Annotated in this window: 14 protein-coding genes; 7 read left to right on the top strand and 7 right to left on the bottom strand. The window is 69.5% G+C overall.

What is annotated here, in order from left to right; genetic code table 11:
- Positions 1-285 precede the first annotated feature (285 nt).
- Positions 286-600: a MerR family transcriptional regulator gene (locus HL658_RS31780; RefSeq protein ID WP_180284910.1), complete on the top strand. Its 315-nt coding sequence runs from the start codon at positions 286-288 to the stop codon at positions 598-600.
- An 82-nt stretch (positions 601-682) separates the two neighbouring features.
- Here the strand turns inward: HL658_RS31780 and kduI are convergent, their stop codons facing one another.
- Complete coding sequence (gene kduI, locus HL658_RS31785; RefSeq protein ID WP_180284909.1) at positions 683-1,519, bottom strand: 5-dehydro-4-deoxy-D-glucuronate isomerase; 837 nt, start codon at positions 1,517-1,519, stop codon at positions 683-685.
- Between the two features lie 138 nt (positions 1,520-1,657).
- Between kduI and HL658_RS31790 the strand changes: the two genes are divergently transcribed.
- From HL658_RS31790 to HL658_RS31815, 6 genes are all read left to right on the top strand, one after another.
- Complete coding sequence (locus HL658_RS31790; RefSeq protein ID WP_180284908.1) at positions 1,658-2,428, top strand: SDR family NAD(P)-dependent oxidoreductase; 771 nt, start codon at positions 1,658-1,660, stop codon at positions 2,426-2,428.
- Positions 2,429-2,494: 66 nt separating this feature from the next.
- Positions 2,495-3,475 carry a tripartite tricarboxylate transporter substrate binding protein gene (locus tag HL658_RS31795; RefSeq protein WP_180284907.1) on the top strand — a complete coding sequence of 327 codons (981 nt, stop codon included), beginning with the start codon at positions 2,495-2,497 and terminating at the stop codon, positions 3,473-3,475.
- A gap of 34 nt (positions 3,476-3,509) precedes the next feature.
- The gene (locus HL658_RS31800) at positions 3,510-3,980 is read left to right on the top strand and encodes a tripartite tricarboxylate transporter TctB family protein (RefSeq protein ID WP_180284906.1); all 471 of its coding nucleotides are present in this window, start codon (positions 3,510-3,512) and stop codon (positions 3,978-3,980) included.
- Positions 3,981-3,993: 13 nt separating this feature from the next.
- On the top strand, positions 3,994-5,517 hold the full coding sequence (locus HL658_RS31805; RefSeq protein WP_180284905.1) for a tripartite tricarboxylate transporter permease: 1,524 nt from the start codon (positions 3,994-3,996) through the stop codon (positions 5,515-5,517).
- Positions 5,518-5,927: 410 nt separating this feature from the next.
- The gene (locus HL658_RS31810; RefSeq protein WP_180284904.1) at positions 5,928-6,308 is read left to right on the top strand and encodes a response regulator; all 381 of its coding nucleotides are present in this window, start codon (positions 5,928-5,930) and stop codon (positions 6,306-6,308) included.
- Between the two features lie 120 nt (positions 6,309-6,428).
- Positions 6,429-7,769 (top strand): PARP domain-containing protein, encoded by a 1,341-nt coding sequence (locus tag HL658_RS31815; protein WP_180284903.1) that lies wholly within the window; start codon positions 6,429-6,431, stop codon positions 7,767-7,769.
- Between the two features lie 26 nt (positions 7,770-7,795).
- Here HL658_RS31815 and HL658_RS31820 read toward each other — a convergent pair whose 3' ends face one another.
- The 6 genes from HL658_RS31820 to HL658_RS31845 all read right to left on the bottom strand — a co-directional run.
- The gene (locus tag HL658_RS31820) at positions 7,796-8,686 is read right to left on the bottom strand and encodes an AEC family transporter (RefSeq protein WP_180284902.1); all 891 of its coding nucleotides are present in this window, start codon (positions 8,684-8,686) and stop codon (positions 7,796-7,798) included.
- 8 nt (positions 8,687-8,694) lie between these two features.
- Positions 8,695-9,495, bottom strand: a complete 801-nt coding sequence (gene otnI / locus HL658_RS31825; protein WP_180284901.1) for a 2-oxo-tetronate isomerase — start codon at positions 9,493-9,495, stop codon at positions 8,695-8,697.
- Between the two features lie 137 nt (positions 9,496-9,632).
- Positions 9,633-10,832 carry a PP2C family protein-serine/threonine phosphatase gene (locus tag HL658_RS31830; RefSeq protein WP_180284900.1) on the bottom strand — a complete coding sequence of 400 codons (1,200 nt, stop codon included), beginning with the start codon at positions 10,830-10,832 and terminating at the stop codon, positions 9,633-9,635.
- Positions 10,829-11,482, bottom strand: coding sequence for an ATP-binding protein (locus tag HL658_RS31835; RefSeq protein ID WP_180284899.1), 654 nt, complete (start codon positions 11,480-11,482; stop codon positions 10,829-10,831). Before HL658_RS31835 ends, HL658_RS31830 begins: the two co-directional genes overlap by 4 nt.
- Before the next feature lie 18 nt (positions 11,483-11,500).
- Positions 11,501-11,812 carry an STAS domain-containing protein gene (locus HL658_RS31840; protein WP_180284898.1) on the bottom strand — a complete coding sequence of 104 codons (312 nt, stop codon included), beginning with the start codon at positions 11,810-11,812 and terminating at the stop codon, positions 11,501-11,503.
- 19 nt (positions 11,813-11,831) lie between these two features.
- Positions 11,832-12,334 (bottom strand): methyl-accepting chemotaxis protein (locus HL658_RS31845; RefSeq protein WP_281378929.1); only part of this gene is annotated, 503 nt, incomplete at its 5' end.

Here is a 12,334-nt window from a genome sequence, read left to right on the forward strand (position 1 = left end):
AGTAGGTCGCCGCCAGGTCACCAGGGCGCATCACTTCCAAAACCACTCACTCAACCGCTGCCTCGCTAGAAATTTCCCTCCTCATCCTGGTCACACCAGCGCCGCGCACGGGCATCGTGCGCGGCGCTGGTGTGTTTTGCAGAACGGGCATGCATTCGGCGGTGCGGACTGCTACACTCGCGCCGTGCCGTAAGACGGCCATCCGGGATGCGTTTTCGATGGAATGTGCGTTCCCTTCACCGCCGCTGCGGGTATGATGGGGCCGGCAACACGGGAGGAAGGACCATGCGCGACCAGCCCCTGACCACGGAACAGGCCGCCCGCTGGCTCGACTGCAGCGCGGACGAGGTCCGAACCTTTCTCGAATCCGGACGCCTGCGTCCCTTCGGTGCACCAGGAGAGGGTGACGCCCTTTCTTTGAATTCGGTCGTCGTGCTGGCGGAAAGCCTCCCCGTCGACCGCGGTATCTTCCGGGTGCGCGACCTGCCCGGCGGCGATCACGGCGGGTCCGGCTATTCGCCCCGCCCGCAGGCCGGCCGTTCCCAGGGGGAACGCCCCAGCTTCGTGGTGGAACGGCGCCCGACCAGCCGGCGCATCTGAGCCCCCCCATCGCTCCGCCCCAATAAAAAACCCGCCGGACCTTGGGGTCCGGCGGGTTTTTCGTGCGTCCGTGGCGGCTGCGTTACCGCAGATCCTCCATGCGGACCATGTCCATGTCCGTGTAATCCTGGTTGTCGCCGCCCATGCCCCAAATGAAGGTGTAGGCGCCGGTGCCGACTCCGGAGTGGATCGACCAGCCCGGCGAGATCACCGCCTGCTCGTTGGCGACCACGACGTGCCGGGTCTCCTGCGGCTCACCCATGAAGTGGAAGACGCGGGCCGGCTCCTTGAGGTCGAAGTAGAAATACACCTCCGACCGCCGGTCGTGCACGTGGCAGGGCATGGTGTTCCACATGTTGCCGGGTTCGAGCTGGGTCATGCCCATCACCAGCTGGCAGCTGTCGCACACGCCGGGCAGGATGTATTGGGCGATCACCCGCTTGTTGGAGTTGGTGATGTCGCCGACATGCATGGTCTTCGCCTCGGCCCGCTTGATCAGCCGGGTCTCGCAGCGGCGGTGGGCCGGCGTGCTGAGGATGTAGAAGCGGGCGGGGTTGGCGGCGTCCACGCTCTCGAACCGCACGCCCTCGGCACCCATGCCGATGTAGATGGCGTCGCGCGTGTCGAGCTCGTGGGTCTGCCCGTCCACCAGCACCCGGCCGGGGCCGCCGACGTTGAAGGCCCCCAGCTCGCGCCGCGCCAGGAAGCTGGCGGTGCCGATGGCCGGCGGCGCGGTCAGCTCCAGCGACTCGGCCAGGGGCGCCGCTCCGCCGATCATCAGCCGGTCGACATGGCTGTAGGTGAAGGTGATGGCGCCGGGCTCGAACAGCGTCTCCACCAGGAAGTGCCGGCGCAGGCCGGCGGTGTCCAGGGCCTTGGCGTTTTCGGGATGTTGGGCCTGTCGGATCTCGGTCTTCATGCTGTCCTCGCTGTGCCTCGGGGGGCGCAATTCCTTCTTGGTTTTTAGGTCATACTAGTATATCAGTCAACGCACAACAGTTCGCGGGACGGACAAACAATCCACCCCGCCGTATCGGTGAGCAGGGAAGAGCAGAGGATGATCAGGATTCCCGATCTGTCCGGAAAGTCGGTGCTGGTCACCGGTTCCTCGACCGGGATTGGTGCCGCGGTCGCGGAGGCCTTCGCGGCCCAGGGCGCGCGCGTGGCGGTGCACTACAACGCCAGCGCCGAGGCGGCGCAGGAGGTGCTGGACCGGATCCGTGCCGCCGGTGGCGAGGCCGAGTCCTTCCAGGCCGACGTCGCCGCGCGGGGCGCGGCCGACCGGCTGGTGGAGGAGGTCGCCGCCCGCTTCGGCGGCATCGACGGGCTGGTCAACAACGCTGGCGGCATGGTGCGGCGCTGCCCCGTCGAGACCAGCGACGACGCGCTGATCGACGAGGTGGTCGACCTCAACATCCGCCAGGTGATCAACGCCTCGCGCGCGGTGGTGCCCTGGATGCGGCGGGCCGGCGGCGGCTTCATCATCAACACCAGCTCGGTCGCCGCCCGCAATGGCGGCGGCCCGGGGGCGGTGCTCTACGCCGCGTCCAAGGGATTCGTCAGCACCTTCACCCGCGGCCTCGCCCGCGAGCTGGTCGGCGACGGCATCCGCGTCAACGCGGTGGCGCCCGGCCTGATCGCCACCGCCTTCCACGAGCGCCACAGCACGCCGGCGCAGATGGAGGCGATGACCCGCGGCATCCCCATGGCGCGGGCGGGCACCGGCGAGGATTGCGTCGGCGCCTATCTCTACCTCGCCTCCGACACGCTCAGCGGCTATGTCACCGGCCAGGTGGTCGAGGTCAACGGCGGTTCGCTGATGCCCTGACGGGCCGGACCCACAGTCCCGGACACGACGCATCACGGATTCAAAAGAAACCAAGGAGGGAACACCATGTCGAGGATGTCCACGATCCGCGCCGCGCTCGGCGCCGCCCTGCTGGCCGCCGCCGCGGCGCTGCCCCTGGCTCCGGCCGAGGCCGCCTGGCCCGAGCGGCCGATCACCTTCATCGTCCCGTGGGGTGCCGGCGGCGGCACCGACGCGGTGGCGCGCACGCTTGCCACCCTGATGGAGAAGGATCTGGGCCAGCCGGTCAATGTGGTGAACCGCACCGGCGGCAGCGGCGTGGTCGGCCATCAGGCGATCGCGTCGGCCCCGGCCGACGGCTACACGGTCGGCATGGTGACCATCGAGATCAACATGATGCATTGGGTCAACCTGACCCCGCTCACCCACAAGGACTACACGCCGCTGGCCCTGGTGAATGTCGACCCGGCCGGCCTCCAGGTCGCCGCCGACAGCCCGTTCAAGACCGCGAAGGACGTGGTCGCGGCGGCCAAGGAAGGCAAGCGGCTGAAGGCGTCGGGCACCGGCCAGGGCGGCATCTGGCATCTCGCCGCCGCCGGCATGATGTCGGCCGCCGGGGCCGATCCCAACAGCGTCCAGTGGGTGCCGAGCCAGGGCTCCGCCCCGGCGCTGCAGGATCTCGTGGCGTCCGGCATCCAGATCACCAGCGTGTCGCTGCCGGAGGCCAAGTCGATGGTCGATGCCGGCAAGGTCCGCAACCTGCTGATCATGGATGCCCAGCGCAGCCCGTCCGCCCCCGACGTGCCGACCATCAAGGAGGCGCTGGGGGTCGATTTCGCGGTCGGCACCTGGCGCGGCATCGGCGGCCCCAAGGGCCTGCCGCCGGAGATCGCCGAGAAGCTCGTCGCCTCCATCAAGAAGGCGCATGAGAGCAAGGAGTTCAAAGACTTCATGGCACAGCGCGGGTTCAGCGCGGCGTGGATGGGGCCGCAGGACTACGCCGCCTTCATGGCCAAGAGCGACGCCGACCTCGGCTCCATCATGAAGGCCATCGGGCTGGCAAAGTAAGGCCGGGACGGTCTCGCGGGGAGGGGGGCGCGTCATGAAGGTGAACGACGCGTTGAGCGGCGCCCTGCTGGCGTTGCTGGCGCTGGTGGTGCTGTTCGCGGTGAAGGATTACCCGACCATCCCCGGCCAGGACATCGGGCCGGCGGCCTTTCCCTCCCTGCTGGCGGGCCTCCTGCTGGTATGCTCGGCGGTGCTGGTGGTGCGCGGTCTGCAGGACCGCCGCGCCGCCTGGGTGTCACCCGGGGCGTGGCTGCGCTCGCCGCGCCATCTGCTCAACGTCGGGCTGGTGGTCGGCGGGCTGGCGCTCTATGTGGCGGCCTCCGACACGGTGGGCTTCATCCCGCTGTCGCTGCTGATCCTGTCGGCGCTGTTCCTGGCGCTCGACGTGCGACCGCTGCTGGTGCTGCCGGTGGCGCTGGTGGCGACCCTGGTCATCCATTTCGTCTTCTACAAGCTGCTGCGGGTGCCGCTCCCCTGGGGCTGGCTGCAAGGCATCGCGTGGTGAGGGGAGCGACCGCATGCCCGACCTGATCCACAACGCGCTGCTGGCCGCCCAGCTGGTCTTCCAGCCGCAGGTCCTGCTGGTCATCCTGGCGTCCGCGGTCTTCGGCATGGCGGTGGGGGCGATTCCCGGTCTGACCGCCACCATGGCCACCGCGCTGTTGGTGCCGATCACCTTCTTCATGGATCCGATTCCGGCCATCGCGGCGATCGTCACGGCGACGGCGATGGCGATCTTTTCCGGCGACATTCCGGGGGCCCTGCTGCGCATCCCCGGCACCCCGGCCTCGGCCGCCTACACCGACGAGGCCTACGCCATGACGCTGAAGGGGCGGGGGCATCAGGCGCTGGGCGCTGGGCTGGTGTTCTCCGCCATCGGCGGGCTGATCGGCACCGCGGTGCTGATCGTCGGCGCCCCGGCGCTGGCCGAGGTGGCGCTGAAATTCTCCTCCTTCGAGTATTTCTGGCTGGTGGTGCTGGGCCTGTCGGCGGCGGTGTTCATCGGCAGCGCCAACGTGGTCAAGGCTCTGATCATGCTGATCCTGGGGCTTCTGGTGGCTTGCGTCGGGTTGGACAACCCGGCGGGCTATCCGCGCTTCACGCTGGGCAACGCCGAGCTGATGGGCGGCATCAGCCTGATCCCGGTGATGGTCGGCATGTTCGCGGTGTCGGAGGTGCTGCGCTTCTGCGTCGATACCGACCCGCCGCTGCGCATGGTGCAGGGCCGGCTGAGCGGCGTCTTCGAAGGGATCGGCGCCACCGCCCGGCGCTACAAGATGGGCATCCTGCGCGGCAGCCTGTTCGGCACCGTCATCGGCATCCAGCCGGGGGCCGGGGCGGACATGGCCTCCTGGCTGTCCTACGCCATGAGCAAGCGTTTCTCGCGCGAGCCGGAGAAGTTCGGCACCGGCCACATCGAGGGCATTGTGGAGAGCGGTGCCGCCAACAACAGCGCGCTGGCCGGCGCCTGGATCCCGGCGCTGGTCTTCGGCATCCCCGGCGACTCGATCACGGCGATCGCCATCGGCGTGCTGTACATGAAGGGGCTGAACCCCGGCCCGTCGCTGTTCCTCAACAACCCGCAGAACATCTACGCCATCTTCCTGGTCTTCATCCTGGCGAACCTGATCATGGTGCCGCTGGGCTGGGCCGCCATCCGCCTGTCGGCGAACATCCTGCGGGTGCCGCGCAACATCCTGATGCCGGTGATCCTGGTGTTCTGCGTGGTGGGATCCTTCGCCATCAACAACACCGTATTCGGCGTGCTGTTGATGCTGGTGTTCGGAGTCGCCGCCTTCCTGCTGGAGGAGAACGGCTTTCCGGTGGCACCGGCGATCCTGGGGCTGGTGCTCGGCAGCATGCTGGAGGAGACCTTCGTCACCTCCATGATCAAGGCGGACGGCGATCCGCTGGTGTTCTTCGAGCGGCCGATCTCGGCCACGCTGGGCGTGGTGACGATCACGGTGCTGCTGTGGCCGGTGGGGAGCGCCTTGTGGCGGCGCTGGAGGCTCGGCCGCCGGGATGGCCGGGTGCCGGGGTGAGACTGTCCAAGTCGGCCGTCCGGTGGCTCAGCCGGAGATTTTTTGACGTGGTTGTGGAGGGTGAGCGATCTGCCCGCTTGTGTCCATGGCCGCCGCGCCCATAATCGGGCCCCGATGCGGGGCGACGGCCCCAAACCATGTTTCGCGAGCAGGATATGAATGGAGATGTTGCATCGGTTGCAGCCGGCGCGGACTGCCGACTCCCTTGGTGAGAGGTCGGGCGGCGGAGGACGGGACGGGACGCGGCTGTTCTGACGAAAAGTGGATTGCGATTTGTTTGCGCACCGGTAATGGTTATCGGAGGAACCAATTGCTGGCCTTTGGTTCAGGAATGGTGGAGCGTCCTGTCCGTCGGCCGGCGGCGGACTCCCGCTTGATCCATTGCTGTCGTGGAGAGTGAGAGCCGCCCGATGCCCGAACGAACGCCCCTGGGGCCGACCATTCTGGTCGTCGAGGATGAGCCGCTGGTCGCCCTGGCCGTCGAGGACCTGCTGGTCACCCTGGGCATCCGCGTGGTCGGGCCGGCGCCGACCGTGGCGAAAGCGCTGGGGCTGGTCGAGCAGGGCGGTTTCGACGGCGCTCTGCTGGACGTCAGCCTGCGTGGCGAGCGGGTGGACGCGGTCGCCGACGCGCTCGCCGCCCGTGGCGTTCCCTTCGTCTTCACCACCGGACACGGGGTGGACGCGCTTCCCGAAGGGCACCGGCAGCGCCCGCTTCTGGTCAAGCCCTTCCGCAACACCGACCTGAACAACGCCGTGGCCCAGCATCTGCTGCCCGGCCGCCAGTTCTGATGTTCGGCCGGGTGCGGGGTTTCGAGCACGTATGATCCGGCTTGACGATCCCCAGATGCATCCGGCCTCATCCCCCCATCGGTAGGGGTGGGCGGCGGTCGCCGCCGATGGGGGGCAGGAATGGTGACCACGCCGGATTATTGGCCGGGAACCGGCTGGACGAGAATCGCCACCAAGGAAGCCATCGACCTCTCGGAAATCGACGAGGCGACCGATTCGCACCAGTATTGGGCGCCGCTCGACCCCTCCACCGAAGCCCACCGCTGCATCAAGGGCTACATCGATCATTGCATCCTGGCCAAGCCGGCCCAGTCCTCGCTTCGCGAGATCACACGCATGAACCGGGCCGGCGATCTGACCCGCGACCCGAAATCCACCCCCCTGATCCGCGCCGCCGCCGAGCGCCGCCTGCGCGAAGGGCAGGACGGCGGCCCCCAGCCGCCGCGCTCCCAGCCCATCACGATCCGCAGCATCCGCGTGGTGCGGAACCTTCCCCTGTGGCAGTGGTACAGCAAGACGCGCGACGGGCTGCTGGCGGCCTTCCCCCGCGACGGCAACGCGCTGCGCGCGGGCTTTGCCAGCCACGTCACCTGGTCGGCCCCGCACCGCACCGATTCCGCCTGCGCGCTCGCCAACCTCCCGGAGATCGACCGCAACATCGGCGAGTGCCTGCTGTTCCACGGCACCACCGAAGAGAAGATGGGTTACATCGTCGTCGGCGGCTTCCGGCCGGATCTGGGGATCGACACCAACAACTTCGACAACATGTCCGGGGTGATCCGCATCACCAAGCCGCACGCCTACGGGTTTTCGGGGCAGGCGACCTATTTCTCGGACAGCTTCGGCAAGACCATGACCTATGGTGCCTGTCCGAAATGCCTGGACTATGAATGCGGGTGCCGGCGCGAGGACGGGCGCCAGCACTCGCGCTACGCCATCCTCGCCCGCGTCCTGCTCGGCCGCATCGACCACAAGTTCATGGCGCGCCACCTGCTCGACCAGAAGAAGTATCGGCGCACCGCCTTCCATGACAAGCCCGAACATCATTCCGTCTACACCAAGGGTTACGACGTCACGAGCTGGTACAATATGTTCCAGACCGGCTGCTGGACCAACGAGTTCGCGGTCAAGCGCTCGCAGTTCATGTATCCGGAATTCATCATCGAGTATGTGCCGGGCCGCGACGATCAGGGGCCGACGCTGCCGGCGCTGGTGCGCCAGGCGATCACCAAGTATCGCCAGCGCCGGCATTTCAATCAGAGCAAGCAGACCAAGGATGCGCTGCGCACCTTGGAAGCGGCGGTGGAGCGGGGCGACCTCACGCGGCTGCTGAACCTCGTTCACTGGTATCTGGGAAAGCGGCCGGCGAAGCCCGAGGGGGCCACGGACAAGCTCAAACCGGATTCGTCCTTCTACAAGGACCTGAACGCCGCGATCGAAACTTCGCCCTACCGCGGCTGATCCGGGTGTGCGGTGGCCCTGCAGCCCTACAGCAAGACCGCCAGCAGCAGCGGCAGGGTGAGGAAGGACAGCACGGTCGAGCCCATGACCATGCCCGCCACCTCCTCCGGTCCATTGTTGTAGCGCAACGCCCAGAGATAGTTGAAGACGGCCACCGGCATGGCGCTTTCCACGATGACCACGCCGCGCAGCACGCCCTCCAGCCCCATCGCCCAGGTCACGGCGACCCCCACCAGCGCCCCCAGCCCGATGCGCAGTGCCGACACCGCCATCACCCGCAGCGCCCCGCCCAGCCGCAGCCGGGCCAGCGCCACCCCCAGCGAGAACAGCATCAGCGGCACCGCGCAGTCGCCCAGGATCTTCGTGGTGTTGCCCAACCAGACCGGGATATGCAACCCGCCCAGCTGGACGGCCAGCCCGGCGGCCACGGCGTAGAGCACCGGCGTGCGCGCCAGCATCCGCAGGTCGGGTCGTCCCGCCGCCACGGCCGGGCCGATGGTGAACTGGGCGACCGCCAGCACCGCCATGAACAGCACCGCGTAGCTCAGCCCCAGCTCGCCGAAGGCGAACAGGCAGATGGGGATGCCCAGGTTGCCGGCGTTGGGGAAGGCCATGGCCGGCAGATAGACGCTGCGCCGCAGCCCCGCCGCGGCGAGCAGCGGCCAGGAGACCAGCGCCGCACCCGCCATGCAGAGGGCCGCGGCCGTCGTCACCGCCAGCAACTCGCCATGGTCGATGCGCGCGCGGGCCAGCGCGGTGAACACCAGGCACGGTGTCGACAGGCTGATGGCGAAGGTGGTGATGAAGGCGTTGTCATAGGGCAGCCCGCCGCGGATCCAGGCGAAGCCGACGGCGGCGACGATCATCACCGGTGCGACGACCGCCAGAATCGCCGACAACAGACCCAGGAAATCCATGATCCGCGCTACCGTCCCGCGGTGTCCGGCACCAGCGCGCGCCACGCGGCCAGCCAGCCCAGCCCGTCCTCGGTGCGGCCACGCGGGCGGTACTCGCCGCCGATGAAGCCGCGGTAGCCGGTTTCCGCCAGCACGCCGAGCAGGTAGGGATAGTTGACCTCGCCCGTGTCCGGCTCGTGCCGCTCCGGCACGCCGGCGATCTGCACGTGGGCGGTGAGGTCGGCGTTGGCGCGGATGCGGGTGGCGAGGTCGCCCTCGCTGATCTGGGCGTGGTAGAGGTCGAGCTGCAGGCGCAGATTCTCAGCCCCGACCTCCTCGATGACCCGGCGGGCCAGCGCGGTGGTGTTCATCAGGTAGCCGGGCATGTCGCGCCCGTTGATCGGCTCGACCAGCAGCGTCACGCCGGCGTCGGCGCAGGCCGCCGCGGCCCAGCGGAGGTTGGCGGTGTAGACCGGCAGCAGCGCCTCGCGCTCCGTCCCCGCAGGCACCAGCCCGGACATGCAGTGCAGCCGGTCGCATCCCAGCGTACGCGCGTACGCCAGCGCGCGTACGACCCCCTCGCGGAACTCCGCCTCGCGGCCGGGCAGGGCGGCGATGCCGCGCTCGCCCGCCGCCCAGTCGCCGGGCGGCAGGTTGAACAGCGCCTGGGTCAGCCCGTGCGCGTCGAGCAGGTCGCGCAGCCGTTCCGCCGGCTCCTCGTAGGGGAACAGGAACTCCACCGCGTCGAAGCCGCCGGCGGCGGCGGCGGCGAAACGCTCCACGAAGGGGCGCTCGGTGAACATCATCGAGAGGTTGGCGGCAAACCGCATCGAACGGGGGTCCGGTCTGGTCGGAGGAAAGGCCGGCGTGATCATCGCACCAGCCCCGACCTCCGACCAGAGGATCGTCCGCACATCTGACAACCGCCGGACGCCGGGTGGGGTCCTTGGCCGGGGCCGGCAGCGCCTCAGGGGGCCGGCAGCGCGTGGGCGCTGACCACCAGCAGATCGTCCTGCACGCCGGCCGCGAAGTCGGCCAGGAAGGCGGTGGCGATGCGCGTCGCCAGCCGTTCCGGTTCATGGCGCCCGATGCGGTCCAAGGTGCGCGCCACCCACTGAACCAGATCGCCCTCGCCGGTGGGGGCGCCGGCGGCCTCGGCGCTTTCCACCAGCGCGTCGGTGTAGAGCAGCAGCGTGTCGCCGGGGGCCAGCACCCCCTCGCGCACCGGCCGCGTCAGGCCAGGGGTCAGGCCGAACGGCATGCCGGACAAGGGCAGCAGCTCGATGCCGCCCCCGGCGCGCAGGATCATGCCGTCGCGCAGGCCGGCACCCAGATAGCGCAGGTTGCCCTGACCGGGATCGTAGAGCACCAGCGTGCCGGCCACGAACTGCGCCTCGCGCTGGCCGAAGCGGTGCAGCCGGTCGTCGAGATGGGCGGCGGCGGCACGCAGGTCGCCGATGAAGGGCGGGGAGGGGACCAGAAGCGCGTTCAGCCGGAAGGCGCGCAGGGCGGCCGACACCCCGTGGCCCGACACGTCGCCGACGAACAGGGCCACCCGGCCCCCGCTGGCCGGCCAGGCGCCGAAATAGTCGCCGCCCACCTCCGAGCTGGAACGGTGGTGGAAATCCACCGCCAGGCCGCAGCCGGCGAGCACCGCCAGATCGTCGGGCTCGGGCAGCAGCGCCTCCGCCACCGCGCGGGCCTCCTGCAACTCGCTGTTCAGCCGCTCCCGGTAGGCGAGCAGGCCGGTCGACAAGAGGCGGTTGGCGACGTGCACGCGCACGCGGGCGATCAGCTCCTGCGGGTCGAAGGGCTTGGTCACCATGTCCGAGGCGCCGAGCGCGAAGGCCATGCGCCGGTCCTCCGCGCTGGACAGGGCGGACTGCACGATGATCGGCACATGGCGGAAGCGCGGGTCGGCGCGCAGGGTGCGGCAGACGGTCCAGCCGTCCATCTGCGGCATCATGATGTCCAGCACGATGCAGTCGGGCACGCTGGCCTCGGCGATGGTCAGCGCCTCGCAGCCGTCCCCGGCCACCAGCAGCCGGCGGAAACCCGCCTTGCCGAGCGCGGTGACGATCAGGCTGCGGTTGATGGGATGGTCGTCGGCGATCAGGATGACCGCCTGCTCCATGGCGCCGTGCGGCAGCGAATCGACGGCGCTCATGGTTCACGCTCCACACGCAGGAAGGACAGGCTGATGCGCCGGCCGCCATCGGACAGGCGCATCCGCCGCGTCAGGCCGCGGATGAGGGCCAAGCCGCGTCCGGACACCGCTCCGGCCACGCCCGACCCGGTTAGGGCCAACCCGGATACGGCCAACCCGGATACGGCCGGACGGAAGCCGGCGCCGCGGTCGGCGACATGCACCACGGTGAGGCGGACGCAGCGGCGGACCACCAGGAACACCGGGCGCCGGGCGAGCCGGTCGTCCGCCAGCCCGGCATCGACCGCATCGAAATAGGCCTGCGGGTCCGGCTGGAAGGCGGCCATCCCCGGCAGCCCCAGGCAGCCATGCACCACCGCGTTGGCCAGCGCCTCGGCCAGGGCCGTCTCCACCGCGGCGGCCGCATCCTCCGCCCACAGCCCGTGCGCCCGTCCCCAGCGGGTGAGCTGGTCCGGCAGCAGGCCGCCGGCCACGGTGCGGGCGGCGAGGGCCAGTGCCAGCAGTGCCCGCCGGGGCGGCCATGGCCAGGGCAGGGCGCCGTTCCCCGTCCCCTGCAGTTCGGGGTCGAGATGGACGGTTCCCAGGGGGGCGGAGGGCGGCACCATCTCGGGTGGCCGGGCACCCCAGGCGATGGCCCGGTCGATGGGCATGGGCGCGTCAGCCTTCGCTCAGCGCAGGATCTCGAAGAGTTGGCTGAAATCGACGACATCCAGGATGCGGGCAACCTGCGCCGGCGGCCGGCGGAGCTGCACCGTGCCACCGCCCTTGCCGACCCGGTCGCGCAGCAGGACCAGCATGCTGAGCCCCGCGGAATCGACCCGGTTCAGCTTCTCCAGATCGACGGTCACCCGCTTGGGCTGGGTGGCGGTGACCTCCTCGATCACCTTGCGGAACGCGTTGTGCTCGCTGAAGGTGAAGGATCCGGACAGGGCGACGACGAGGGCGCCGCCCTCCTGGCGCAGGGAATGGCTCAGGCTCATCGCAGGGTACTCCCGGTGCTCAAGCGCGGATGCGCGACAGGAAGGAGGAGGCGGCGCGGTCGAGGCGGTCGGACGCTTCCTTCAGGCTTTCGGCCGACCACATCACGTCGATGGCCCCGGCCCCGGAACGGATGGCGTTCATCGTCACCTCGCCGATGCTTCCGTTGACGCGCGCCATGTCGCTGGACACGCCGGCCACGCTCCGGGTCATCTCGCCGGTGACGGCGGTCTGCTCCTCGATGGCGGCGGCGATGCTGGAGGAAATCCCGTTGACCGAGGTGATCACCTGCCGCACCCGGCCGAAGCTATCGACGGCGTGCCCGGTCTCGGCCTGGATGGCGGCGATCTGGGCGGTGATCTGCTCGGTGGCCTGGGCGGTCTGGTTGGACAGCGCCTTGACCTCGCTCGCCACCACCGCGAAGCCCTTGCCCGCCTCGCCGGCGCGTGCCGCCTCGATCGTCGCGTTGAGCGCCAGCAGGTTGGTCTGGCTGGCGATCTGGCCGATCATGCTGACCACCTGCC

The organism is Azospirillum oleiclasticum (assembly GCF_013423485.1).
Taxonomy (GTDB): Bacteria; Pseudomonadota; Alphaproteobacteria; order Azospirillales; family Azospirillaceae; genus Azospirillum; species Azospirillum oleiclasticum.